A 26,890-nucleotide genomic window follows, 5' to 3' on the forward strand; every position below is an offset into this window, starting at 1 on the left:
ATTCTCCTTTATTTAAAATATTCTATTAAAAATGCAGATTTTAAATCAACTATCTTATCTAAAGCTTCATCTACACTCATTTTTACTATTTCTATATCTTCTGTTTCATCTAACTCTTGTTTATGAAAAATTGCATCTTCATTTAAAATAACTTCATAAAAATACATTTTTTCTGTTGAATATGAAGGTATTACATAGTAAAATTGTGGGATTTTTTTAAATGATTTAATATCTTCTTTTTTTATCCCAAGTTCCTCTTTTAGTTCTCTTAATGCTGCCATATCTTCATTTTCACCATCATCAATTAGACCGGCTACAACTTCAATTTGATAGTCATTACTACCTGGTCTATATTGTTTTACTAAATATACATTTTCTTTTTTACTATCAAATACAACTAATGCTACTGCATTAGATTTATCAAGATATTCTAATTCAATATCTTTCGTCGGATGCTTTTTTTTAGCTCCCTTTAAAAACACAAAATCATTTACATTCATAACTTATCCTTTAAAATGTTTTATTGCAAAAATAGATTTTAAATCAACTAACTCATTAATTGCCTTTTTAACATCTATTTTTACAAATTTATCATCATATAAATCTTTTTCTAAAACTACTTCATAAAAACATGTTTTTTCTGTTGTATAACCTGGGCTTAAATAATAGCAATTTTTCATTTTTCTTACACTCTTTATATTCCCTATCTTACTAAGATCACCAGAGTATATCTCATACTGATAACTTGAAAGTGCTACCCTATATTTTTTTACTAAATAAACATATTCTTTAGTACTATCAAAAATTACTACTGATATATTTTCATCTTTTTTAATATACTCTAAATCAATTTCTCTTGTAGGGTGTTTTATTTTATCCCCTTTTAAATAATTAAATTCCATAAAATCACCTAGCTATATTAAAAATTTTATCAAATAAAGAGAAAAACGCTAAAACTTCTTTACTATCTTTATTTAATTTTAATCTTAACATAGTTCCTTCCATTTGATTTAATATTATTTTTGCTGTCATTTCAGCATCTAAATTCATATACTCTAATTTACTTTTTTTTAGCATTTCAAGATATAATATAAGTCTTAGTTCAATTTTTCTATAATTATCTAATATCTTTTGTCTTACCTCATCATTTATATCAGACATTTCAATTGCTAAATTTCCTAATATACTTCCTCCATGATACTGGTTTTTTTCAATACTTAAAAAGTATTTCTTAAAAAATGTTCTAAGCTTTTCTATTTCTAAATCATCTACATTATAGTCAAAAAAATTAAGTAATTTATCTGTATGGTATTCTATTACATTTATAAGTAAATCTTCTTTATTTTTAAAATAGTAATAAAATGAGCCTTTTGGTATATTACATTCCTTTAGTATCATACTAAGTCCTGTGTTATTATATCCATTGTAGTAAAAAAGCTTAGCACTTTTTTTTATTACATCATCTCTTTTTTCTAAAACACTTAATTCCATGATCCACCTCTTAGATTTATTTTTTAATATATCCTAAACTAATTATACTAGATATTAAAAACGCTATAATAGTAGGAATTATCCACGCCATTCCTATACTATTAAAAGGCATAAAGTTATAGAATCTATCTATTATTGCAAATACCAATGTTGTATATGTTGTATATTTTATAACAAATCTATTTATATATCTACCTTTAAATAGCGATAAAATTATTAAAACTATTAGTACTGGATAAAATACAAGTAAAATAGGTACTGCCATTTGTATTATTATATCAACACTTAATTGTGATATTAAAAATGATACAAATGTTATTACACAAACAATATATATATATTTTATTTTTTCTTTAAATATTTCATAGAAAAACTCGCTAACTGCTGATATTAATCCAATAGCTGTTGTAAGGCAAGCAAAAGATATTATTATCCCTAATACAATATTCCCAAATTTCCCTAGTAATATTCCTGAAATTTTAACCATTAAAAGAGTTCTATCTAAACTAGCCTTGTCAGCTATGTTTATAGTTTTACCTAAATACATAATACCTGTATATACTACAAATAAGCCAATTGCTGCAATTATAGAGGCATTTATACTAATTTTAACTGGATTTTTTTCATTTTGTACAGAATGATAAATAAATCTAGCAAAAATTATAGCTGCAATGGCATCTAATGTGTTATATCCTTCTAAAAAAGAAAATGCAAAAGGATTTTCTATAACAATTCCTACTGAATTTTTATCTACATTAAATATTCCAAAAATTATTAAAGTTACAATAGATATCAGTAAAATTGGTGTTAAATATTTTGCTATTTCTGAAACCACATCATTTTTATTTATTGAAAAAAGTATACATATTACAAAAAATATTAAAGTAACAACAAATCCACTAAAATTTGGAAAAAATGGTTTTACTCCCATTTCAAAAGTTGTAGCCGCAGTTCTTGGAATTGCAATTATTGGTCCTACTGATAAAAATGCTAGTATTAAAAATGTTTTACTGAATTTTTCACCTAAAGGCTCAAATATTTTTAAATAATCTCCATCACTTTTTATAACTACTATAAGGCCTAATAATGTTAAACCGACTCCAGTTAAACTAAATGCTACAGCTGATGATAAAAAGTTTTCACCAATTTTTGCTCCTATATAGCTTGGTAAAAATACATTACTTGCTCCAAAAAACATTGAAAATAGTCCAAATCCTAAAATAATTGTTTTTTTAATATTCCCCATAATCTCCCCTTACATTAAATTGCTTAAAAATGCTGTTATTACTGTTACATTAACAAAGTCGATAAATAACGCTCCTACTAAAGGTACTGTGAAAAATGCTATCTTTGAGTATCTATATTTATCGCACAGTGTTTTCATATTTGTTATTCCATTAGGTGTTGCTCCCATACCAAACCCTATATGTCCGCTAGCTATAATAGCTGCATCGTAATCTTTTCCCATCATATTAAATGTTATATATCTTACATATACTGCTGCTAATATTACTTGAGCTATAAGTAGTATTATAAGAGGACCTGCTAAGTCTATTAAATCCCATAACTTTAAATTAATAAGTGCCATTGCTAGAAATAGATTTAATGAAATATCTGATACAATAGTTATTTCATCAAATACTTTTTCTTTTTTATCATATTTATCTAATAAATTTCTAATTATTGCTGCTGCTATCATAGGTCCTAAATAGTATGGCAACTTATTTAATCCCATTTTTTTAAATAATAAATTAAATATTGTTCCTATTGACATAGCTAGTAATATTGTGAAAAATGCTTTTGCAAACTTATCACCATCTAAATAAGGTTTTTTATCTTTTAATATATCAATATTTTCTTCAAATGTATCTTCTGGCCTAGCTAATAGATTTTTCTTTTCAATTAAAGATTTAGCTATAGGTCCTCCTAAAATAGATCCAGCAATAAGTCCAAAAGTTGCCGCTGTTATTGCAACTGTAAATGCTTTTTCATTGTTTAACGTACTAGTAATAGCCGCACTTGTTCCATGTCCTCCAGTTAATGATGTCGATCCTGTCATAAAAGCTACTAATGGATCAATTCCTAAAGGTTTTGCAAGTACTATTGCTAAAATATTTTGTAAAAATATTAAGCCACTTGCTGCTATTAAAAATACTACAACCTTTTTACCACCTTGTTTTAAAAGTTTTAAACTTGCGTTAAATCCTACACTTGTAAAAAACATAGTCATAAAAAAGTTTTGTAAGGTCATATCAAAAGAAAATGTAGCTATGTTATTCTCCTTTAATATCAGAGCTATTATTGCAAATATTAATCCACCCACAACTGGACTAGGTATAGAATACTTTTCTAATATATTTATTTTCTTTCTTAATTTTCTTCCTATTAGTAAAAATAGAATAGCTATACCTATTGACTGTATCATATCTAAATTTAGTGTTATCATATTTTCCCTTCTATTAATACCATTGCAATTGCAATAGTTTTTTCATGCGAAAGACTTAGTTTTATATCACAGTCTTTGTAATTTATGTAAGGCGCTCCATATTCATCATTTAAAACTTCAATATCTAAAAAAGATATATTTCTAAAGCCTTTTTTTAAAGCTTTGGCTACTGCTTCCTTTGCAGCAAACCTTGCTGCATATGATTCGTATTTATTAAATTTTGATTCACAATAGCTTATTTCTTTTTGTGTAAATACTTTTTCCTTAAAACCTTCTTTTAAAAGAGCCTGTTTTATTCTATCGACATCTACTATATCTACACCTATTTGCATATTTTATACACCTCATATGCATTTTTTGTAGTTATGTCTATTACATCTTGATAAGACATCTCTTTTATTCTAGCTATTTCTTCTGCTACATAATGCGTGTAAATAGGTTTATTTATTCTTCCTCTAAATGGTGTAGGCGTTAAATAAGGGCTATCTGTTTCCAATACAACTTTTTCAATAGGTACTTTACTTAACATTTCTTTAGTTTTTCTGCCATTTTTAAAGGTTAAAACCCCACCTACTGATACATAATATCTATCTAGTATTGGTAATACTGCTTCATAACTTCCTGGGTAGCAATGAAGTACACCATACACATCTTTATATTCATCTAAAATTTCTATAGTATCTGCTAGTGCTTCTCTTGTATGAATTACAACTGCTTTATTTACTCTTTTTGCAAGTTCAATTTGCATTCTAAAGAATTTTTTTTGGACTTCTTTTTCATCTGTCATCCAGTGATAATCTAGTCCTATTTCACCTATACCTACTATTTTTTTATTTGTTTTAGCTAAATTTTCTAATTCTAGTAACTTTTCATCTGTAATTTTACTTATATCTGTTGGGTGAAATCCAATACTAGCATAAATATTGTCATTTTCATTTGCTATATTTATAGCTTCAATTGAACTATCATAATCCCAACCAGAACAGACTACAAATTCCATATTTTCTTTTATTTCTTTTATTATTTCTTCTTTATTATCCTTATATTGTATATCATTTACATGGCAATGAGAATCTACTAACTTATACATTATATTTCCCTAGCCTTATCTACTCTAACTGCGTATTTATAGTATTTTTTCCAATAAACATTATTTAAACTAGATAATATTACACCTTTTGATGATGAAGCATTGATAAATAAAGAATTTCCAAGATAAACTCCTACATGATTTACTCTATTTTCAGGTCTAAAATATAGAAGGTCTCCTGGTTTTAGTTCTGAGTTATCTACTCTTCTACCTTTTTTTACCTGATCAACACTAACTCTAGGTAACTCATAATTATTAAAAACTGATCTATAAACTCTTCTTGTTAGGGCACTGCAATCAATTCCATTTTTAGAATCTCCACCCCATTTATACTTAGTTCCTTCCCATTCTTTAAATGATCTCATTAAAGCTTCGTATAAAATGATATTATCTAATGCTTCATAATCATCATAAACCTCTTGTAAAAGCTCATCTGATTTTACCTTTATATAGTTTTCATCATAAACATATGATGCATCATAATTACCTGGATCATTTGCAAAAATGTCAGCTTCTAGTAAATCTATTACAATTTCATTTTTATTGCTATTATTTTCATTTTCATTTGCATATATACTAAAACTTAGTATTATAGGCAGTATAGCTATAGCTAATTTTTTCATATTCACCTCTTTTTAATACTCCAAAATTACATTAAGTGGTCCATCAGCTAAACTTGTTATTTGCATATCTGATTTAAATTCTCCACTTACAACTTTTTCGTACCTATTTTTTAATTCTTTTAAAAATTTATCATATATGAGTTTTGCACTTTCTGAATTTAGTGATTTTGTGAAATCCAAGCTAGTTCCCTTTTTATTTCTTGCATATAAAGAAAAATTTGAAACTATCATAATTTCTTTATTCTCTTCAACTACATTTTTTTTAAGTTTCCCACTTTCATCTTCAAAAAATCTAAGACTTAGTATCTTATTAATACTTTTATCAATTACTTTTTCATCAATTTTTTCATCTTCTATGCTAAACCCAACATATACAAGTATTCCCTTTTGTATGGTTCTTTTTATCTTATTATCTATTAAAATATCTGCGTATTTTACTCTTGATACTAATAACTTCATTATTTACTTCCAAAAGAATCATTTTTCTTATTAAATACAATCTCAATTGGAGAACCATCAAATCCAAAGTACTCTCTTAACTTATTTTCAATATATCTAGCATATGAAAAATGTATAAGTTCTGGATTGTTTGAGAAAAATACAAACTTAGGTGGCTCAATCCCAACTTGCGTTGCATAGTTTATCTTAACAGCTCTACCTTTTCTAGTAGGCACTGGATTTTGTGCTATCATATCTGATAATACTTGGTTTAACACTCCTGTTGATATTTTTTTACTATATTCATTTATTATCTTATCTGCTAAATCTAATATTTCATTAACTCTTTTACCATTTAATGCTGATATTGTAATAACTGGTGCGTATGCTAAAAATGGAATTTCTGCCTTTACTTTTTCTGTATATTCTTTTACCGAATTATTAGTTTTTTCTAACATATCCCACTTATTTATAGCTATTATTATTGGCTTTTTAGCTTCATATATTAGTCCAGCTACTTTTTTATCTTGTTCTGTTAAAAGTTCATTTACATCTAACATTAAAACACATACATCAGCTCTATTTATAGCTTTTATTGCTCTTAAGATACTATAGTATTCTACATTATCATCAATTTTAGATTTCTTTCTAATACCTGCTGTATCTATTATTGTATATGGCATTCCATTATACATAAATTGTGAATCTATTGAATCTCTTGTAGTACCCGCTATATCACTTACTATATTTCTTTCTTTATTTAGTATCTTATTTACTAAACTTGATTTCCCTGCATTTGGTCTACCTAAAACTGCTATTTTTAAACCTTCATCTATAGTTTTAAATTTATTATCTTCAAATTTTTCAACTACTAAATCTAACATATCTCCTAAGTTTACTTTATGCTCTGCTGATATTGCAACAACATCATAAAAACCTAATGCATAAAATTCTAATATATTATCTTTTTCTTTCATATAGTTATCTATCTTATTTACAGCAACTATTACTTTTTTATCTTTTTTTCTTAAAATTTCTGCTATTTCTTCATCTAGACCAGTAATTCCTACTTTACCATCAACAACAAAAATTATTACATTAGCTTCATCTATGGCAACTTTAGCTTGTTCACGAATTTTACTCATCATAAATTCATTATTTCTTGGCTCAAGTCCACCTGTATCTACTAAGGTAAATTTTTTATCTAGCCATTTTACCTCTCTATATAGTCTATCTCTTGTAACTCCTGGTTCATTGTTTACAATAGATACTCTATCTCCTATTAATTTATTAAATAGTGTTGATTTCCCTACGTTAGGTCTTCCAACTACTGCTACTATTTGTGACATTTTTTCTCCTTTATATCTTAATTATCATAATATCTCTTAGTTTTTCAAATTCTAAAAGTTCTTCTTTACTTAATTCTAATTTCATATTTATTTTTTCTAAAAAACTTTTTTCTAATACATCTAATTCATTATCTCTTATTAATTTTTCTACTAAATCTAATTTATCATAAGAAAATGAAATTAAATATTCTTCTTTTTCTACATACTCTATTAACTCTATACTTTCGTATAACTTCGTTGCAACTTTTGCATAAGCTCTAATAAGACCTCCTGCTCCTAATTTTATCCCACCAAAATACCTAGTAGCTATCATTACAAAGTTATATATATTTTTTCTTTCAAATATTTCAGCCATTGGTTTTGCTGCAGTATTTAAAGGCTCTCCATCATCATCATATTTAAAATGTTCTACCCCATTTTCTATAAGTCTATATACATAAACATTGTGTGTTGCATCTTTATGTATCTTATTTATATATTCAATAAAATCTATTGCTTCTTTTTTAGTTTTAACTACTTTTAGATAGCCTATAAACTTAGATTTTCTTTCGACAAATTCTATTTGTGAATCATTTTTTACAACAACCATAAAATACTCACAATACTTCTATATATGTATGAAAATATATTAGTATTTAATATGATTATTATTATTAAAAATGATACTATAGGATTTGATTCAATTCTATCTAGCATTTGTTTAATTTCATAAGGTACTAGAAGTCTTAATATTCTGCTTCCATCTAAAGGTGGAACAGGTATAATATTAAAGGCTGCTAAGCTCACATTTATTACAAACATATTAATCATAAATAGTCTAATATACTCATTATTTACATATTTAAATATTATTGCAGAAAATAAGGCAAGTAATATATTCATACTTATTCCAGCAATACTTACTAAAAATAGGGAAATATTCTTATTTTTTAATCTATATTCATTTATTGGGACAGGTTTAGCTGATCCTATAATTATAGGTGAATTAATTAAAAGTAAAATTGCAGGTAATAATAAGCCATTTAAATCAAAGTGTTTTATTGGATTTAAACTAAGCCTACCATTTATTTTAGCTGTATCATCACCAAAAAGGTAAGCTACATACCCATGAGCTAATTCATGTGATACTACTGCCATTAAAAATGCTAAAACTTTAAATATAGAGTTTAGTAAACTTTTACCAGTGAATATAGAAAAGAATATAAATAAGATTAGTATGTATTTTATATACGGGTATTTTAAATCATAATACTCTAACATATATCTATATTTTCTAAATTTATTCATCTTTTTTACCCACTACTTTTCTCATTTGTTCTACAACTTTTTCAAATTCTTTCTTATTTTCTTCATTTAAATCTGATAATATTTCATGAAGTTCTAATATTTGTTCTGGAGTTGCCATTTTACTTTCAATAACTTTTCCATTTACACTAGTAGTATTTTCATTTAATATTATTAAAAACTTTAAAATCCCAGTTTGTTTTAGTAAGTTTAATACTAATTCACATGGGTTTATTATAGTTAAATATTTATTATACTTTGTCTTATATAGCATTGTATACTTTGCAATTAGGCCTAAAAAAGTACTATCTAAGTAAGTTACTTTTGTAAAATCAAATATTGGAACATTTTTTGCTTCATCTAATATTTTAGTTATTTCACTTACATTTTTCATTGTAGCTTTTCCATCTAACCTTATTATATCTACACCATTATTTGTCGATAAAATTATTGTATCCATATTCTCCCCTTATTAAAAATCCATTAACCTATATACTCTATTACAAAAACCACATACTGTTTCAATATGTCCTTTTTCTTCTAATATTTCTTTTATTTCTTCTTCTTTTAAATTAGCCTTAACTAAATTTTTAAAATATTCATAACTACACATACATTCTAATTTTAGATCTTTATTATCTAATAACTTGTATTCTTCAATATTTTCAAATACTAAATTTGCTACCTTTTCTAATGTAAAATCATGTTCTAATAACTCGTTTAAAGAATATATTTCTTTTAATTTTTTTTGATATTCCTTAAATACATTTGTATCTGCTCCTGGCATTTCTTGAATAAATAAGCATGAACTTCTTTTTAATTTTTGTTTTTCATCATATACTATTCCAGTTTTTAATATTGTATTTAACTGTTCTGAATTTAAATAATAGTCTTCTATAGCTTCTTCTATAGACTCTTTTTCATCTATTGGTATTGTTGTTATATATGGTGTTTTGAGACCTAAATCATTTTCTATCATTAAGCTTCCTGTCCCTATTTTATATAACTGACTAAATTCTTCTAAACTTTTTGCGTTATTTATCTTATAAAGTAAATCATTATCTATTTTAACTGCTCCCATTATTTTTCCATCATATCTAGCAATTACTTTTGCATCTCCCAATAAACCGTCAGCTTTTAGAACAAATAATATTTTACCATTTTCATTTTTAATATTCATTGACATTATGCTAGCAATATTTACTAAAGCAATTGCAGAAGTTAAAAACATTTCGTCATATTCTGAATATTTTATTAGTTCTTTTACTAAGTTAGTTGTATCAGCTAGTATAAGTCTTACATTTTTTGATGTTGCTACTAAAATTTTTGACTCCATATCTACCCCTTCATTTATTTTTTACTTTTATTTTAGCATATTTTTAAAAAAAATATAAGGGTTCAATGTAGCGTTTGTACATTCTAAAATGTATAATTCAAATTTAATATCTCACTTTTATCTTAATAAAACTGCTATCTGTTTTTGTATTCCTAATTGTTTTACTACAAATAACCAAATCTTTATAATCTTTATAAAAAATAAGGACTATAGAATATACCTTTAGTCCCTATTTCTACAAACATTATATTTTTCTGCTTTATTTAATTTTGTGAATTTCTTTCTCTAGTTCAATTATTCGATTCATAACTTCATCAAAGTCCGGATAATCTCCAAAAAACATTTCTATCATATTCTTATAGTCTTCTTCTATTTCTTTTAATCTATAAGTATCTGGCACAAGTCTTATACTTTTGGAATTAGCTTCTTCATAATTCGCCCATTTTCTCGGATAAAATTTTTGTTTAAAAGCAACCACCTTTTCAAGAAGTTCTAAACTATTAAGGGCTCTATCCTTATAATTAGAGTTTGCAATACAAAACAAATCATAATAATGTCTAGCATATCGCTTAGGCATTGAAAGAGTTTTTGGTCTATTTGCTTCATGGTGAAGAATAGTTACTTTTTCCCAAAATGTTCGTTCTGGAAGGACTGTTTTAACCTCTATAAAATCACCATCAAAAAGTACCGGATAAATTTTCTTTAAATCTGGCACTATAGAAACCTTCTCAGAAGGCGTCCATGCCGCAAGAATTCCTATTTCCAATCTTACTGCATGTGTTAAATATGAAAAACGAAATGCTTTTGGATATTCAAACAAAATAGTTTGTGCATCACTTTCATCTATACTTACCTTAAATTCATCATTTAATAGTTTTTTTAAGTCTTTATTTATCTGAGGTAAAAATTCATTCTTTAAAAAATCTTGAGTCTTTTTATTAGAATTTTTATTAAATTTATCTTGTTTTGTATTTGTACGATTTTCCCATGGTTCATCAAGGCTATACCCAATAACTCTCCAATCCAATATTAAATCAATATCTTCAGAAAATCTGTGAATTAAATTAAAACATTTTGATAAACTAGTTCCACCTTTAAAAGTAAAAGCATTTTTCCATTTACATTCAGAAAAAAGATAATTAAGTATAAAGCACACCCAATAGTCTTTTTCAAGAACCACTTCATTTATACCAATTTTTTGAGAAGCATTTATTATAATTTGTTCTAATTCATCTTTTGTAATTTTCTTAAATTCAAACATATTTATTCCTCACATATTCTCTTTAAAAGTTGATATACCCAAATGCTTGTACTTTTTCCATACTCTATCAAAGCCTTTTTTTCTTTGTTAGATATTTTTTTTCTTAAAAAATCAACCTGCCTATCTGTAATTTTATCCTTTCCAATTGACTTAATAGCCTGTATAACCATTGCTGTAAATGTTGGCATTTTTGAAATATCTCCATTGTTACTATGTTTAAATTCGAGAGTTATATTTCCAAACTTAAAATTAGCATACCTCCCATCAGATATGTATGTCCATTTAGACGGAACTTGAGTAGATAAACCTAATAAATTAAGTGCTGCATTTCCTGATGGTGCAATCGTCCAATTATATTTTCTAGAAAGAGCATTTGCAACTTCATTTATAGATGGAGCTTCGTATTCTCCAATCAATTCAATATATTTTGGTTTATAGTAAATTCCATTCATAATACGTCTTATCTTTTTATCTTCTACAAGTCGATTCAATGTACTACGAATTGTTTCATAAGAAGCAATATCAAAAAAATCATTTGATATAAAAACTTTATTTGTACTTAAGTTATCTATTCTATTAATAATTTGGTCTTTGTAAGTCATATAATATATACCCCCTTTGCACCAAATATTATACAATATTTGGTGCAATATGTCTAGGTTAGATTTTTATTTTAAAATACTCGTTTTTATTAGAATACAGATAATTATAAAAAAATAGCTTTAAAGTTTTTTATCATTTATACCTAATCTTTTTTTTATTCCGTTTAGTACTTTAATACTTTATTTTATTAGTTTTTCACATATTTTTACTTTTAATATAATAAGTATATTGAAGTAAAGACTTTATTCCAGCTTGGTCTTTTGTAATGTATAAACGCCTTTGCACCAAATATTATACAACATTTAGTGCAATAAGTAATATACATTTTTATAAAAAAATCCACTCTATAGGTGGACTATCTCATATTTATTGCTTTTTCTAATTTTCAATTGCTAAATTATTCGAATAGTGCTAAAATGTGCGTATAAATTTTAAGGAGGTATATATTATGTGGAATGATTTTAAGAAATTTATTTCAAGAGGTAATGTTATTGATTTAGCAGTAGGTCTTGCAATTGGAGCAGCATTTGGTGCAATAGTTAAATCATTAGTTAGTGATATTATAAATCCAATTGTTGGTTTATTTATAGGTAGTACAGACCTTAGTCAATACAAGTATGTATTAAGAAAAGCTAGCGAAAACTCAAAAGAAATAAGTATTAACTACGGTTCTTTCATATTAGCCGTACTTAACTTTTTTATAATCGCTTTTATTCTATTTTTAATAATTAGAGCATACAATAAATTCAAAGAAGAATTAGAAAGTATAACTGCTAAAGAAGAAGAAAAAGTTGAAGAAGAAAAAGTAGTTAAACTTAGCCTTCAAGAAGAATTATTAACTGAAATAAGAAATTTATTACAAGAAAAAAATAACAAGTAAATTTTTAACATTTACTTGTTTTTTTCTTTGAGTATTTATCCAATATTTTAGCATTATATATTTCTGTACAACCACAGTCTATACATATTTTTATATAAAAAAGTTCTTTTTTTGTTATTGGTATAAACGAACTAATAGGTGAACTTGTAGTTATCGTTGCAGATTTAACTTCATAATTCATACTAGAACATTTTATACATTCATCAAACTTCATTATCCCTCACCTCTAAAATTTTTTTCAAAAATGATTTTCTATGTTTATCGGTTATTCCATATTTTATAATAGCCTCATAATGTTTTTTCGTTCCATAACCTTTATGATTTTCAAGGCCATAATTTTTATATACTTTTGCATACTCTTTCATCATATTATCTCTATATACTTTAGCAATGATTGATGCGAGTGATACAGTTAAATTTTTAGAGTCTGCTTTTACTAAAAATTCTTGTTTACCATTATAACCTTTAATCAACTTATTTCCGTCGACTATTACCATTTTATCTTTTATATCTAATTTCTCAAGTGCACGATTCATAGCTAGAAAGGTTGCATTTAATATATTAATCTCATCAATTTCTTTTTCAGAAGCAATACCTACAGCATAAAGTATATTATCAGATTTTATTATTTTTTCATAAAGTTCTTCTCTTTTTTTCTCGCTTAACTTTTTTGAATCATTAATTTTTTCAAATATATCTCTATCTTTATTAATATCTTTTATGTATGCACAAACTGCTACTACTTCTCCAAATAGTGGCCCTCTACCTACTTCATCAACACCTATTACATCACTATATTCTAACATCAAAATCACCTAAGTCAAAATTTTTTAAAGTTTTTATCATATCATCTGGCATTTCACATTTTAATTCTATTACATTATTTGTAATAGGGTGAGTAAATTTAAGATAATAACTATGTAGTTGTTGTCTTTTTTTAGAATTATTATCTTTAGTGTATAAACTATCGTAAAGTACTGGATAGTTTAACTCTTTTGCATGTACCCTTATTTGATGTGTTCTACCTGTTTCTATGCTAACCTTAACTAATGATATTTTATCATTAGATTTAATTTTTTCAAAATGGCTAATAGCTAGTCTTCCTTTATCTGTATTAGAACTCATTTTCTTTCTATTCTTTTTATCACGACCAATATAGCTTTTAACTGTTATTTTATCGTATTTAAAGTTTCCTTTTAAAATTGCTAGATACACTTTTTCTAAGTTATGACTTTTAAACATCTCCTGAAGTTTTAAATGAGTGTCATTATCTTTTGCAATAATTATTAGTCCACTAGTGTCCTTATCTAATCTATGTACTATTCCAGGTCTTAGTTTATCTATGTCAGATAACTTTTCAAATTTATTAACTAAACTACCAACCAAACTATCGTCGTTTGATGTTTCACTGGGGTGTACAACTATACCATAAGGTTTATCAACTACTGCTAAGTATTCATCTTCGTATATAGTTTTAATCTTTATATTATTTTCAACTATTTTAAGTTCTTTTTTTTCTATAACTTCTATTTCCACTATATCATCTAACTTTAATTTATAGCTTAGCTTAGTTTCTTCTCCATTTACTAATATTTTAGATTTTGAAATAATATTACGAGATAAGTTTAAACTACTTGATAAAAACTTATCTACTCTAATATTTTCCATTCCATCTATAACTTTTATTTTCATTTTATTTTTTCTCCATTATTTTACTTACTACAGCTATTGTCATAGCCTTTGGAGAAAACTTAGTAAGTATTACCATAATCTTATTCATAATTCCTGGTATTATTTCTGCCTTATTTTTATCTAAGTTTTTCATAGCAATTTCTGCTACTTTTTGTGCAGACATCGATTTTAAATTATTAAATAAAGAAGAAGCTTCTAAACTTGATGATTTAATAAAATTAGTTTCTGTTGGTCCAGGACTTAATACTGATATATTTATATTTTTACTATTCTTGTATTCATATCTAATGGCTCTTGTAAATGATAAAACATAAGCTTTAGTTGCATAATATACAGCCATTTGTGGCCCACTTGTATATGCTGCTGTTGATGCTACATTTAAAAGATAAGATTTTTCTTTTTGTTTTGTAGCTATTTTTAAATAAAGTCTCGTTAGATTTGTAAGTGCTTGTATATTTAGTTTTATCATATTATCTTGTTTTATTTGACTTGTTTCTAAAAATTTACCAAAATCACCAAATCCTGCATTATTTATAAAATACAAAAGATTGTATGAAGATATATATTCCTCTATTTTTTTTATATCTTCTTCTTTTAAATTTATTAAATTAATAGGCATATAAAATACCTTATTTTTAGTAATTTTTTCTAAAGTTTCTTTAGTTTTAATTAAATTTTCTTCATTACTTGATATTATTAATAAATCCGTATCTTTTTTTGCTATTATTTTTGATATCTCAAGTCCAATTCCACTTGTTGCACCTGTTATTATTGATATATTTTTCATTAGAATGCCTCAACTACTTCACCGTTATATTTAGAATTTATAAACTCTTTTACTTTTTGGCTTTGTAAGTGTTTCATAAGTTTTTTAATTTTTTCAGTATTTTCATTTCCTCTAAGAACTGTAACTATATTTGCATATGGAGATTCTTTACCTTCAACAAATACAGCCTTATCTTTTGTTATTTTACTAGCTAGTGCATTATTTGTATTTATTACAGCTAATTCTACCTCATCTAATCTTGGTCCTATTTGTTCTGAATTTAATTCTGTAATTACATATTTTTTATCTATTGATTTTATATCTTCTAAACCAGAATCTAATTTTTTACTATCTTTTAATTTTAAAATACCTGCTGTTTCAAGTAAGATTAATGATCTTCCTCTATTTGTTGGATCATTTGGTATTAAAATAGAAACTGTTTTTAGTTTATCTAATTCAGATATACTTTTTACTTTTGATGAGTAAATCTTTAAAGGTTCAACATGAACTGTCCCTGCTGATACCATGTCTATATCATTTTTCTTACCAAATTCTTCCATATAAGGTACATGTTGGAAAAAGTTAGCATCTAAGCTTTTATCTTTTAAGGCTAAATTAGGTTGAACATAGTCATTAAATACAACTATTTCTAAATCAATTCCATCTTTTTTTAGATCATCTTTTATTAAAGATACTATTTCTTCATGTGGTATAGGAGATACTCCTATTACTAATTTATCGTTTCTATCATTTGAACAAGCAACTAAAAGTAAACTAAATAATGCTAATGTTAATATGTTTATAATTCTTTTCATTTTATTTTCCCCTTTTCTTTTCAATTTTTTTCACAATCTTTGTTCCAAAGTATTGTATTATCTGTACTATTACTACTATGTATATTGTTGCAACATACATTATCTCTTTATTTCCTCTTTGATACCCTTTTATTATAGCCTCATTACCAAGACCACCTCCACCTACTACTCCTGCCATTGCAATGTACGATACTAAGGATATTAATGTAAGTGTTAATCCATTTATTATGCTAGGCATTGCTTCTGGTATTAAGATTTTAAGTATGATGTCTTTTGGCTTTGCTCCTATTGATATACCCATTTCAATTAAGCCTTTATCTACCTCATTTAAGCTTGATTCTATTATACGAGATATAAAAGGGGCTGTTGCTATTGCTAGTGGTATTATAAAAGCAGTTGTCCCATAAGATTTTCCTACTAAAAATCTAGATAATGGTATTAGTAAGACAATTAATATAATAAAAGGTATTGATCTTGTTATATTTATTATCAAAATATCAACTATTTTATGATAAACTAAATTTTCTTTAATCCCTCCTTTTTTACTAACCGACATAGATATACCTAAAGGTATTCCAATTAATGATGCTATTAACATTGATAAAAATAACATATATATTGTTTCTATAATTGACTTAAGCATTTAAAACCTCCACTTCTATCATATTACTATTAAACCATTTAACTATATCTTCTGATTTATCGCTTTCAAATTGCACTATTAGATACCCGACTTTTTCTCCATTTGATAATGTATTTATCTTTCCTCCAATTATGTTTATATCCACATTAAATTCTTTAGAGGCTAAAGATACATATGATTTAGTAGCATCTTTTCCTAAAAAGTGAAGTATATATGTACTTTCTCTAGGTAGGTCGTCATCTAATATACCTATTAATTTTTTAGTAAATTCTTTTTTAGGTTTTAAAAATATTTCTTTTACATCTCCACTTTCAATAATTTCTCCATCTTTTAAAACTGCAATTCTATCGCACATTTTTTTTATTACTTCCATTTGGTGTGTAATCATAACTATAGTAATATTTAACTCTTTATTTATTTTTTTTAATAAATCTAGTATATTATTAGCAGTTATCGGATCTAGAGCACTTGTTGACTCATCAGATAAGATTATACTAGGTCTTGTTATTAAAGCCCTTGCTATTGCTACTCTTTGTTTTTGACCACCACTTAATTTGTTGATATAGCTATTTTTCTTATCTTTTAATTCAACTAATTCTAAAACCTCATTTATTCTTTTTTCTTTTTCCTCTTTAGTTATACTTTTATCTAGTTCTAATGCTAGAGAAATATTTCCATATACTGTTCTACTACTTAGTAGGTTAAAGTGTTGAAATATCATTGATGTTTTTTTTCTAAGTTCATAAATTTTATCATCACTTGCATTTTTTAAATCAACATTATTTACATAAATTTCTCCACTGTCAATATCCTCTAATTTATTAAACAGTCTTACTAGTGTTGATTTACCAGCTCCACTAAGTCCTACAACTCCAAATATTTCACCCTCTCTTATCTCTAGGTTTATATCTTTTAAAACAGTTTTACTGTCATATGACTTAAATACATTTTTAAGTACTATCATTTTTCCTCCTTTAAAAAAAAATTCAGGCAGTGCCTGATTTTTTTAAATTTGCCTGGCACACGCAAATAGCTTGTACCATAAATATGTTACAAGCTTATATTACATGTCCATCATCATATTTTTTGCAAATTTTTTCATATAAATTTCTCCTTTTAATTTCGTTTAACTTATTATACTCACTTATTTTATTTTTGTAAAATATAATATATTTATAGTTTCATTAAAATTATTTATAGTTAACTAATTAGGCTTTATCATAATTAATTCTCTTTTGCTTTGTGTTAATAACTCATAACCATCTTTAGTAATTAGTAAATCATCTTCTATTCTAACACCGTATTTACCTTCTATATATAATCCTGGTTCTATAGTCATTAACTCATTAGCTACTAATTTTTCATTACCTAACTTAGAGCAATATGGCATTTCATGCACTTCAAGTCCAAAACTATGACCTAAACTGTGTCCAAAATATTTTGACATATTTCCATTTTCATCAAAGTAATCTCTTACAGCTTGATCTACGTCTTTTCCTACAACACCCTCTTTAACCATGCTAAATCCTAAACTTTGTGCATTGTATACCATGTCATATAGATTTTTTTCATCTTCTGATATATTATCTCCAAAAAATACTGTTCTAGTAATATCTGAAGCGTAACCTTGATATAGACAACCAAAATCCATAACTATAAATTCATTTTTCTTTATCTTTTTATCACTTGCAACCCCGTGTGGCATAGATGATCTATGTCCTGAAGCTACTATTGTTTCAAATGATTTATCATCTGCACCATTTAATCTTTGTACATATTCTAGGTGAGCTGCTATTTCTTTTTCTGTCATTCCCTCTTTTATTATCTTTATTGTTTCTCTAAATGCTATATCTGAAATCTTTGCTGCCATTCTTAATTTTTCTATTTCTTTTTCATCTTTAATTTTTCTAGCTTCTAGCATTTCTTTACCTGCTGGTACAAACTCGATACCAACAAAGAGTTTTTTGTACATTTCAAACTCTGCTACAGTCATAGACATATCATCATAACCTAGTCTTTTTACCTTATTTTCAACTAGATGCTTATAAAATATTTCTTGTCCATCTTTTCCTATTTGGTAAAAATCATAATTATTAGGTTTTGTTTGCAGTGTAGCTTGTTCTACATATCTAAAATCTGAATAAAAATTTTTCTTATCTTTAAAAACTATTGCCTGCCCTGTTGTTCCAGTAAATCCTGTAAAATATCTTTTATTAAAATAATCTGTTAAAAACATTGCATCTATATTTAGTTTATCTAATATTTTTCTTTCTTTATCCATTTTTTATCTCCCCTATTTTGCGTAATCAACTGCTCTTGTTTCTCTTACAACTGTTACTTTTACTTGACCAGGATATTGCATTTTTTCTTCTATTTCTTTTGCTACATCATGGCTTAATAAGATAGCTTCATCATCATTTACTTCTTCAGCTTTAACGATTAATCTTAATTCTCTACCTGCTTGTATTGCATAAGAATTCTTTATACCACTATGACTATTTGCAATTTCTTCTAATTGTTCTAATCTTTTTAGGTAGTTTGTTAAAGTTTCTCTTCTAGCTCCTGGACGGCTAGCACTTATTGCATCTGCTATTTGAATTATAGTTGCTTCTAAACTTAATTTTTCTACTTCATCATGGTGAGCTTCAACAGCATTTATTACTTCTACTTTTTCTTTTGAGAATTTTCTTAAAAATTCTGCACCATTTATAGCATGTGATCCCTCTTGCTCATGAGTAAATGCTTTCCCAATATCATGGAATAAACCTGCTCTTTTAGCTGCATTAACATCTGCTCCTATCTCAGCTGCTATTGCTCCTGCAATGTGAGCTACTTCTATAGAGTGTCTTAATACATTTTGACCATAAGATGTTCTATACTTTAATTGACCTAAAACTTTTAGAACTTCTTTAGGTAGTGTCGGAATTCCAAGTTCCATTATTGCACCTTCTGCTGCTTCATATATGCTATCTTCTACTTCCATTGTAGCTTTATCTACTAATTCTTCAATTTTTGTTGGATGTATTCTACCATCTTGTATTAATTTTTCAAGAGCTAATCTTGCAACTTCTCTTCTAACACCATCAAATGATGATAATATTACTGTTTCTGGAGTATCGTCTATAATTAAATCAACACCAGTTGCAGCTTCTATGGCACGAATATTTCTACCCTCTTTACCTATTATTCTACCTTTCATATCTTCATTAGGAAGTTCAACAACAGTAATTGTAGCATCAACAACGAAATCGCTTGCACCTTTATTCATAACTGTAGCTAAAACATTTCTAGCCATTCTTTCTTTTTCTCTTTCAAGAGTATACTCATAATCTTTAATTTTTAAAGCTTTTTCATGAGTCAGACTATTATCTAATTTAGTTAGAATAATATCTCTTGCTTCTTCTTTGTTTAGCTCTGCTATTTTTTCTAATTCAAGTTCTTGTCTGTCAATCATTTCTTGAAGCTCATCTTCTTTTTGTTTTACTTTTTGTCTTGCTTCATCTAACTTTTGCTCTTTTTCTTCTAACTTGGCATTTTTAAGATCTAGATTTTCTTCTTTTTTAACTATTCTTGCTTCTTTTTGAATAATTTCTTGTTTCATTTCTTTTATCTCTAAATCTAATTCTTTTCTTTTCTCTAAAATTTCTTCTTTAATTTTTAAATTTTCTTCTTTTTTAAACGCTTCAATTTCTCTAGTTAATTCTTTTTTATTTGCTTCAAATCTTCTTTTTGCATCTATTATTTTTAGTTCAAGTTCACTTAACTCACCAAACTTTGATTCATATTTCTTTTTAGAACTAATTACTAACATAACAGATAAAACTATAATAACTAAAGGTAAAATTGATAATATATAGTATAACATTTACCCTCCTTTTTATTTTTCATATATGGAGTATATTTTCCAGATATCATCATATTTTTTCCAAACTACATTAAAATAGTAGGTATCAAAAGAATTATTAATAAGTAAAAGACTATTTACCTTATCTTTTGTAACTACCCTAACGCTTTTATTTGGTATAAATATATTAATATTTTTTATATCATATTTTTTTATTTCTTTTAATATAATATTATTTCTTATTCCATACACAAAAAATTCATCTATTTTATTTTTTTCATTAAGCTTTAGTACATTTAAAAGCTTAGTTTTACTTTCATTAAATGTTTTAACAACATCACTTTCTGAGAATTTTTGTACACTCGTACATGATACTATTAAAAAAATTAATGAACCAATTAAATATTTTTTCATAAAAAACTCCATTGTAATTTTAACATAAAAAAAAAGCCTAGTCAATAGCTTTTAGTTGGAGGCAGTAATCGGAATCGAACCGATGTACAAGGTTTTGCAGACCTCTGCCTAAGCCACTCGACCATACTGCCACACAAGAGTTATTATACACAAATTAAGATAATATGTCAACCAAAATAAAAAACTACTCCCGTAGGAATAGTTTTTATATTTATTTTACTAATTAGAATTTATAAGTTAATCCAAAGTTTGCTTTTGCTTCGAATGTGCTGTGTTCGAATTTACCAAATTTAAATCCAGCTATGCTAACTTTTTCTATTTTAGTCTGGAATAATGTAGCATAATCAGTTACATCACTATTATCATCTGATAATTTAGTTTCAAGTTTTCTACTTATAACTTTTCCATCTTTATCTTTTTTAGCAACATACGCATATGAGAAATTATTTGATAATCCAGCACCTAAATTAAATACTAAACCTTCAGAAATTTCTTTTTCAAATTTAGCTTCGATTCCTGGTTTTACAGATAAGAAATCAGGTGTTTCATCTATTTGTTCATATTTGTATTCTGTTTTACCATTTGAATTAAGTTTAGCTTCTTGTTCCCATGCTTGTTTAACATTTAAAGCTAAGCTAGGCATTACAGAAACTTTAAATCCTTCTATATCTTTATGTAAATCAGCTGATAAAGTTAATTCATTTGAAACTGTCATGATCTTAGCAAGCGGTTCTTTCTTAATAGATTTATTTTCATCATCAAATCTATATCCTTCAAGGTGGAAATATCCATAATTAAATGTATCTTTTGCCATTAAATCAAGATATGGTTTAAACATATATTTAACATCCGCTTCTAATTTAGCATCAACTAATCCAGGTATTACTAATGTCTCACCATCTTTCTTAGTTTTTGTAATATTAGTTTCTATTAATGAAGGGAATTCTGGAGTCTTAATATATTTTTTAGTTTTACCTTCTTCAGCTACACTTTTTTCTTCCATTGCTTTTATACCTTTTAGGTATTCTAAGTTTAAATTAACACTTGGAGTTACTTTAACTTCTAATTTATCATTCTTGTAAGCTGTTTCTACAGATAATTTAGTAGCATTTGTAAATCCTTTAAGTTCTTTTTTATTACCTTTATTAAAGAAAATTTTATCTAATTTATTAAAGAAAATTTCATCTAAACTTTTATTATTATCTGCTAAAACTAAAGCTTCTTTTTCAGCATCCTTTTCATCTGTTTTTTGAACTAATGCTTTATTTCTAATTAATTCAAATTCAGTACTGAATTTAGGAGTTACTGTTACATCACCAAATGTTGCTTTAGCTTCAACTTCTAATCCTGATTTGTTTCCAAAATCTTTAGCTCTTACTTCTTCGATATCAAATTCTGTGTATAATTTAGATTTTAAATCTACACCTTTAACCTTTGCAGAAGCTCCTAATTCTAATTTTGGAGTATAGTGTCTATATACTTTATCTTTTGTTTCATATTTATATCTATCTTCTTCTTTTGGTGCATCCTTCTTAGCTTCATCTAATACTTTAACTACTTTCTTTCCACCTTTGAATGAAATTTCTACTGATGGAGTTGCATATAAATCAATTCCTTTGAAAACATATGAGTTTTTATCAGATATTATTAATTTATGAGAAACTGGTTGTTTATCAGCAGTTGCATCTACAAGTTGATCTTCTTTTCTTTTTGCATTATTTTTATCAATACCGCTTGAAGCTTCTTGCACTGCTTTCTTAAAATCTTCTTCAGGTTTAGATAAGAATTCGTTACCGTATACATATTCTACTGAACCTTCATTAGTGTAATCACCTAATTTGTAAGTTTCTCCTACTTTTTGTGACACTTCATAATCACCGAAGTAATTAGAATCATCAGCTTTTATTTTTGCACTTATTGCAGTTGTTGAACTTAATTCTAAGTCTTTAACCATTCTATTTTTATAAGTTACGTAAGCTCTTGCGTGGTCATTTTTCTTGTCTATTTTGTAATCGTCCCCACCAGCTTTAGTTATAATTGCTCCTAAAGTTACATCATGTAAATCAGATCTTAAAGCTTTAACTTCTAATTTACCTAAGTAGTCACCTGTTATAACATCTGTTACTTTGCTATCTTTATAGTTAACTAAGTGTGATCTTACTTCTGCGTCTACAACATCATCGTTATATTTACCAAACACTTCAACTTTTCCTTCAAAATCTTTAAAGTTACCTGTTTTTGTATCTCCATTAATCCCTAATTCTGCATTTGCTAAAGCTATAGTTGAGCATAAAGCAAGTACTGAAATCATTGTCTTTTTCATTTTTACCTCCCAAAATATGTGTGGTTTCTACCACTATTTTCTACATTTTACCTTTTTTTTTTGAATTTGTCTATATTTTTTTGATTTTTTTTTGGAAACTTTTGCTTTTTTTCATAAAATAAACCTAAGATCCCTGACAAGTTCTTAGTATATTATACATTATTTTCATATATTTTCAAGTTTTTTTTATATTTTTTGCTTTTTTTTTATATGTTTGTACTTTTTTTCAACAACTAAATATTTAGAAAACAAAAAACATAAATACATTAAACTCCAAACAAAGCCCTATTTTACTTGCTTTAATTTGTTTTTCACAATATATACCGTATTTAAAAATAATACACAGTAAACAGAGTAAACCAACACATAAATAATTATTCTTTTGTTAATCCAAAAGATATTATACATTATTTTTATATATTTTCAAGTATTTTTATTTTTTACATTCATCTATTAAAAAATTGTTTAGGTTTAAAATGAAGGTCCAACTAATTTCTCACATTATTTATATATACCACTAGCTATATTTTTTGCATGTTAAAGTTTGATATGCAACACATAAAAAACATGACAAACATCAATAAAATCAATAGGTTTAGAGATTTTGATAAAAAAATTTAAACCTATTTTTTTTTGATAATTCGCTAGAACTTAATAAATTCAAGTGTTCTAAACAATAAAAATTTGATATTATTAAAGTTGATATGCAACACCCTTTTTTAAAGTTGATATGCAACACTTTGGTATTCAAGAAAGGGTAAAAATGAAATTAAAAGATAGAATAGAAATAGAAATTAGATTAAGAGAAAATACTGGTATTAGAGAAATAGCAAGATTATTAAATGTTAATCCTTCAACAGTATCAAGGGAAATTAAAAAGAATAGAATGGTATGTAGAAATAAAAAAGTAATAGAATTAAATTATAGAGATAATGAGGAAATATTAGAAACACATCCATGTGAATTGCTAACTAAAAGCCCAAATGTCTGCAATGGATGTCCTAGATATATAAATAATCATTGCTACTATCACTATGTAATATACAATGCAGAACAAGCAGATAATAATTATCTTAAGTTAAAATCAGAAAGTAATTCTAAAATTAAAAATGAAGTAGTACAAATAGAGTTAAAAAAAGATATACAAAAACTGTTAAATTTAGGACAACCTATCTCACACATACATATATCATTAAAAGAAATATATAAAGACGACATGGTATCTATTCAAACAATATATGACTGGATAAGTAAAGGTATTGTTAAATATACTAAAAAGAAAATAAAGACTAGAGCAACTAATTTAAGTAAAGATAAAATAGAATATAAGAAAAGATTAGAGTTTTTAAAGAATAAGGAATTTCAAGATTTCGTAGAATATACTAAAGGCAAGAACTTAAATATAGTTGAAATGGATTTGGTATGTGGACCTTTAGGGAGTAATGGATACATACTAACAATATTTATTCCTAGAATACAGTTTTTAATGGCATATAAATTAAAATATAAAACGCCTTACGAAGTACTAAGAGTACTAGATGATATTGAAAATAAGATAGGGTATTCTATGTTTAAAAAGCTATTTGGAGTAATATTAACAGATAGGGGATCTGAGTTTTTAAAATTTAATGAAATAGAAATTAGCAAGAAAACTCTTAAAAATAGAACGAAAATATTTTACTGCGATGCAGGAACACCAACACAAAAACCATTTATAGAGAATATTCATAGATTATTAAGAAAAGTGTACCCAAAAGGTGTAAGTTTAGAGAATGTATCACAAGAAGATTTATACGAAGTAGTAAGTAATATAAATAGTTTAAAGAAAAAAGCATACAATAATAAAACCCCTAATGATATGTTTATTGAAACTTATAGTAAAACTTTACTATCAAAACTATCATTAAGGGCATATAATTGTGATGAAGTTGTTTTATTACCATTAAATACAACCTCTAAATAATTATAAACCAAATAATAAAAAATAACAATTAGAAAATCCCAAAGTGTTGCATATCAAACTTTAAAAGTATATAAAAAAAATACTAGGTGTTGCATATCAAACTTTAAAGTACAAGCTATATTTTTAACTTGAAAATAATTTCAAAAAGTGGTATCATATCTTGTATATCAAGATATAGAAAATTAAGACTAACTATTAAAAGTCAATAATAAAATTTAAATAATTATCTTAAAATTTATGCACAACAAAAATAACTATACTAATATAGAATTTTTTGAAATATTTATTTTAGTTCTACATAAGGTTCATTCTTTTTTAGAACAGCATAAATAATATGGCACATTTTACGAGCAACAGCATTAACAGCTACTAAATGATGTTTACCTTCAGAACGTTTTTTATCATAAAACTCTTTGAAAACAGTATCGTTAGTACATGCAATAAATGCAGCTTGAAATAAGGCTTTTCTTAGGTGTGTTGAGCCACGTTTACTTAAATGTCCATTTGTACCGTTAGATTCTCCTGATTGGGTAACAGTTGAATCTAAACCAGCATAAGCAACAATTTTCTTATCACTAGAAAATTTGTTAATATCACCTAATTCTGCAAGTATGGTAGCACCTGTTACAGGTCCTATACCAGGAATTGTTAGAATTGGAGTATTTAGGTCTTTGACTATTGACTCTATTTCAGATTCAAGAAGATCAATTTGTTCTTCAATAACTTTAATTTGTTCAATTAAACATTTAATTTGAATAGAGTAAGAATCAAGAGCAAAATTAATACCAAAGGAAGTTTTAGCTGCTTTTTTTAGATTGTTTAATTTTACTTTCGCAGAATTTTTAAGAGTAACATTTTTCAATACTTTTTTAAAATCGTTTGCTTTAAGTTTTTTAAAGTCTTCTGCAGTATTAAAATTAAGAAGTATTTCTTTAGAAGTTTGTCCAAAAATATCACTAAAATGTGATGAATATTCAGGGAATACTTGATCTAAGTTAGCTATAATTTTTCTTTTTAAATCACTTGTTTGCTCAATTAAATAATGTCTAAATCTAGTCATATTACGTAGATTTAAGTATTTTTCATCAGCAAGTGAAGTTGTTTCAAAATTGCCGTATCTAATAAAATCAGCAATCATAATAGAATCGATAATATCTGTTTTACGTTTTCTGATTTCAGTAGCACGACGCCAACCATCAGTTTGAATAGGGTTAATTACAATAATATTAAAACCTTTTTCTATTAGATATGAATATACTGATAGCCAATAATGACCAGTAGCTTCCATACCTACTAGAATATCATTTATTGAATATTTTTCTAATTTTTCAATTAAAGAATCAGTACCTTTAATAGAATTGGAAAAAGAATGAGCTTTAAAGATTGTATTACCATTATCATCAAGCAATGAAGCAACATGAGTATTTTTAGCAATATCAATACCTAAATAAAACATAAAATCACCTACCATTAATATATTTATAGATAGAAGTCCTCAAAGGCTGATAAAAGTCACTACCTTGTTCTAAATGCGAAGTACACTAATATGTCAACATCTAACTAATTCGTAAACACTTTATCAGAAGAGGCATCACTCTTAATAAACGAAGTCAAGCTACAAGGAGTAAA

At 26.2% G+C, this 26,890-nt stretch carries 30 protein-coding genes and 1 tRNA gene; 2 read left to right on the forward strand and 29 right to left on the reverse strand.

Features of this window, described 5'->3' with window-relative positions; genetic code table 11:
• Positions 1-8 precede the first annotated feature (8 nt).
• The 16 genes from OMES3154_RS05205 to OMES3154_RS05280 all read right to left on the reverse strand — a co-directional run bounded on the left by OMES3154_RS05205 (position 9) and on the right by OMES3154_RS05280 (position 11,920).
• Positions 9-500: an NUDIX hydrolase gene (locus OMES3154_RS05205; RefSeq protein ID WP_156683730.1), complete on the reverse strand. Its 492-nt coding sequence runs from the start codon at positions 498-500 to the stop codon at positions 9-11.
• A gap of 3 nt (positions 501-503) precedes the next feature.
• Positions 504-902 carry a hypothetical protein gene (locus OMES3154_RS05210; protein WP_156683731.1) on the reverse strand — a complete coding sequence of 133 codons (399 nt, stop codon included), beginning with the start codon at positions 900-902 and terminating at the stop codon, positions 504-506.
• Between the two features lie 4 nt (positions 903-906).
• Complete coding sequence (locus OMES3154_RS05215; RefSeq protein WP_156683732.1) at positions 907-1,491, reverse strand: TetR/AcrR family transcriptional regulator; 585 nt, start codon at positions 1,489-1,491, stop codon at positions 907-909.
• 16 nt (positions 1,492-1,507) lie between these two features.
• The gene (gene brnQ / locus OMES3154_RS05220; protein ID WP_156683733.1) at positions 1,508-2,737 is read right to left on the reverse strand and encodes a branched-chain amino acid transport system II carrier protein; all 1,230 of its coding nucleotides are present in this window, start codon (positions 2,735-2,737) and stop codon (positions 1,508-1,510) included.
• Between the two features lie 9 nt (positions 2,738-2,746).
• On the reverse strand, positions 2,747-3,937 hold the full coding sequence (gltS, locus tag OMES3154_RS05225; RefSeq protein WP_156683734.1) for a sodium/glutamate symporter: 1,191 nt from the start codon (positions 3,935-3,937) through the stop codon (positions 2,747-2,749).
• Entirely contained in the window at positions 3,934-4,269 is a 336-nt protein-coding gene (gene acpS / locus OMES3154_RS05230; protein WP_156683735.1) for a holo-ACP synthase, read from the reverse strand. The genes gltS and acpS overlap by 4 nt, the downstream gene beginning before the upstream one ends.
• Positions 4,260-5,027, reverse strand: a complete 768-nt coding sequence (locus OMES3154_RS05235) for a TatD family hydrolase (protein ID WP_156683736.1) — start codon at positions 5,025-5,027, stop codon at positions 4,260-4,262. The genes acpS and OMES3154_RS05235 overlap by 10 nt, the downstream gene beginning before the upstream one ends.
• Positions 5,027-5,650 (reverse strand): C40 family peptidase, encoded by a 624-nt coding sequence (locus OMES3154_RS05240; RefSeq protein ID WP_156683737.1) that lies wholly within the window; start codon positions 5,648-5,650, stop codon positions 5,027-5,029. Before OMES3154_RS05240 ends, OMES3154_RS05235 begins: the two co-directional genes overlap by 1 nt.
• Before the next feature lie 12 nt (positions 5,651-5,662).
• Positions 5,663-6,109 carry a D-aminoacyl-tRNA deacylase gene (gene dtd / locus OMES3154_RS05245; protein ID WP_156683738.1) on the reverse strand — a complete coding sequence of 149 codons (447 nt, stop codon included), beginning with the start codon at positions 6,107-6,109 and terminating at the stop codon, positions 5,663-5,665.
• Positions 6,109-7,437, reverse strand: coding sequence for a ribosome biogenesis GTPase Der (gene der, locus OMES3154_RS05250; RefSeq protein WP_156683739.1), 1,329 nt, complete (start codon positions 7,435-7,437; stop codon positions 6,109-6,111). Before der ends, dtd begins: the two co-directional genes overlap by 1 nt.
• 10 nt (positions 7,438-7,447) lie before the next feature.
• Positions 7,448-8,026, reverse strand: a complete 579-nt coding sequence (locus OMES3154_RS05255) for an IMPACT family protein (protein ID WP_156683740.1) — start codon at positions 8,024-8,026, stop codon at positions 7,448-7,450.
• The gene (locus OMES3154_RS05260; RefSeq protein ID WP_156683741.1) at positions 8,014-8,724 is read right to left on the reverse strand and encodes a site-2 protease family protein; all 711 of its coding nucleotides are present in this window, start codon (positions 8,722-8,724) and stop codon (positions 8,014-8,016) included. Before OMES3154_RS05260 ends, OMES3154_RS05255 begins: the two co-directional genes overlap by 13 nt.
• The gene (locus OMES3154_RS05265; RefSeq protein ID WP_156683742.1) at positions 8,717-9,181 is read right to left on the reverse strand and encodes an STAS domain-containing protein; all 465 of its coding nucleotides are present in this window, start codon (positions 9,179-9,181) and stop codon (positions 8,717-8,719) included. The genes OMES3154_RS05260 and OMES3154_RS05265 overlap by 8 nt, the downstream gene beginning before the upstream one ends.
• A 12-nt stretch (positions 9,182-9,193) precedes the next feature.
• Positions 9,194-10,057: an Hsp33 family molecular chaperone HslO gene (locus OMES3154_RS05270; protein ID WP_156683743.1), complete on the reverse strand. Its 864-nt coding sequence runs from the start codon at positions 10,055-10,057 to the stop codon at positions 9,194-9,196.
• 259 nt (positions 10,058-10,316) lie between these two features.
• Positions 10,317-11,318 (reverse strand): nucleotidyl transferase AbiEii/AbiGii toxin family protein, encoded by a 1,002-nt coding sequence (locus OMES3154_RS05275; protein WP_156683744.1) that lies wholly within the window; start codon positions 11,316-11,318, stop codon positions 10,317-10,319.
• Positions 11,319-11,320: 2 nt separating this feature from the next.
• Positions 11,321-11,920 (reverse strand): DUF6088 family protein, encoded by a 600-nt coding sequence (locus OMES3154_RS05280; RefSeq protein WP_156683745.1) that lies wholly within the window; start codon positions 11,918-11,920, stop codon positions 11,321-11,323.
• Between the two features lie 449 nt (positions 11,921-12,369).
• On the opposite strand from OMES3154_RS05280, the gene mscL reads away from it, so the two are divergent.
• Positions 12,370-12,801 (forward strand): large-conductance mechanosensitive channel protein MscL, encoded by a 432-nt coding sequence (gene mscL / locus OMES3154_RS05285; RefSeq protein WP_156683746.1) that lies wholly within the window; start codon positions 12,370-12,372, stop codon positions 12,799-12,801.
• Between the two features lie 4 nt (positions 12,802-12,805).
• Here mscL and OMES3154_RS05290 read toward each other — a convergent pair whose 3' ends face one another.
• The 12 genes from OMES3154_RS05290 to OMES3154_RS05345 form a co-directional block, all read right to left on the reverse strand.
• Positions 12,806-13,015 (reverse strand): zinc ribbon domain-containing protein, encoded by a 210-nt coding sequence (locus OMES3154_RS05290; protein WP_156683747.1) that lies wholly within the window; start codon positions 13,013-13,015, stop codon positions 12,806-12,808.
• The gene (locus tag OMES3154_RS05295; RefSeq protein ID WP_156683748.1) at positions 13,005-13,607 is read right to left on the reverse strand and encodes a ribonuclease HII; all 603 of its coding nucleotides are present in this window, start codon (positions 13,605-13,607) and stop codon (positions 13,005-13,007) included. The genes OMES3154_RS05290 and OMES3154_RS05295 overlap by 11 nt, the downstream gene beginning before the upstream one ends.
• Entirely contained in the window at positions 13,594-14,493 is a 900-nt protein-coding gene (locus tag OMES3154_RS05300) for an RluA family pseudouridine synthase (protein ID WP_156683749.1), read from the reverse strand. Before OMES3154_RS05300 ends, OMES3154_RS05295 begins: the two co-directional genes overlap by 14 nt.
• Position 14,494: 1 nt before the next feature.
• A complete protein-coding gene (locus tag OMES3154_RS05305) occupies positions 14,495-15,280 on the reverse strand; it encodes an SDR family NAD(P)-dependent oxidoreductase (RefSeq protein ID WP_156683750.1) in 786 nt (261 codons plus the stop codon).
• Positions 15,280-16,074: a MetQ/NlpA family ABC transporter substrate-binding protein gene (locus tag OMES3154_RS05310; RefSeq protein ID WP_156683751.1), complete on the reverse strand. Its 795-nt coding sequence runs from the start codon at positions 16,072-16,074 to the stop codon at positions 15,280-15,282. Before OMES3154_RS05310 ends, OMES3154_RS05305 begins: the two co-directional genes overlap by 1 nt.
• 1 nt (position 16,075) lies before the next feature.
• A complete protein-coding gene (locus OMES3154_RS05315; RefSeq protein ID WP_156683752.1) occupies positions 16,076-16,717 on the reverse strand; it encodes a methionine ABC transporter permease in 642 nt (213 codons plus the stop codon).
• Complete coding sequence (locus tag OMES3154_RS05320; RefSeq protein ID WP_156683753.1) at positions 16,710-17,681, reverse strand: methionine ABC transporter ATP-binding protein; 972 nt, start codon at positions 17,679-17,681, stop codon at positions 16,710-16,712. Before OMES3154_RS05320 ends, OMES3154_RS05315 begins: the two co-directional genes overlap by 8 nt.
• Before the next feature lie 240 nt (positions 17,682-17,921).
• Positions 17,922-18,998 (reverse strand): M24 family metallopeptidase, encoded by a 1,077-nt coding sequence (locus tag OMES3154_RS05325; RefSeq protein WP_156683754.1) that lies wholly within the window; start codon positions 18,996-18,998, stop codon positions 17,922-17,924.
• A gap of 12 nt (positions 18,999-19,010) precedes the next feature.
• The gene (rny, locus tag OMES3154_RS05330) at positions 19,011-20,582 is read right to left on the reverse strand and encodes a ribonuclease Y (protein ID WP_156683755.1); all 1,572 of its coding nucleotides are present in this window, start codon (positions 20,580-20,582) and stop codon (positions 19,011-19,013) included.
• Positions 20,583-20,594: 12 nt separating this feature from the next.
• Positions 20,595-20,975 (reverse strand): hypothetical protein, encoded by a 381-nt coding sequence (locus OMES3154_RS05335; protein ID WP_156683756.1) that lies wholly within the window; start codon positions 20,973-20,975, stop codon positions 20,595-20,597.
• A gap of 56 nt (positions 20,976-21,031) precedes the next feature.
• Positions 21,032-21,106: transfer RNA gene (locus OMES3154_RS05340), tRNA-Cys, on the reverse strand.
• 92 nt (positions 21,107-21,198) lie between these two features.
• Entirely contained in the window at positions 21,199-23,298 is a 2,100-nt protein-coding gene (locus tag OMES3154_RS05345; protein ID WP_156683757.1) for a hypothetical protein, read from the reverse strand.
• 730 nt (positions 23,299-24,028) lie between these two features.
• Here OMES3154_RS05345 and OMES3154_RS05350 point away from each other — a divergent pair.
• Positions 24,029-25,261 (forward strand): IS30 family transposase, encoded by a 1,233-nt coding sequence (locus tag OMES3154_RS05350; RefSeq protein ID WP_156683029.1) that lies wholly within the window; start codon positions 24,029-24,031, stop codon positions 25,259-25,261.
• A gap of 283 nt (positions 25,262-25,544) precedes the next feature.
• On the opposite strand, the gene OMES3154_RS05355 is transcribed toward OMES3154_RS05350, so the two are convergent.
• Entirely contained in the window at positions 25,545-26,717 is a 1,173-nt protein-coding gene (locus tag OMES3154_RS05355; protein WP_156683929.1) for an IS110 family RNA-guided transposase, read from the reverse strand.
• Positions 26,718-26,890: the final 173 nt, after the last annotated feature.

The organism is Oceanivirga miroungae (genome assembly GCF_902505095.1).
In the GTDB taxonomy this organism is placed as follows: Bacteria; Fusobacteriota; Fusobacteriia; order Fusobacteriales; family Leptotrichiaceae; genus Oceanivirga; species Oceanivirga miroungae.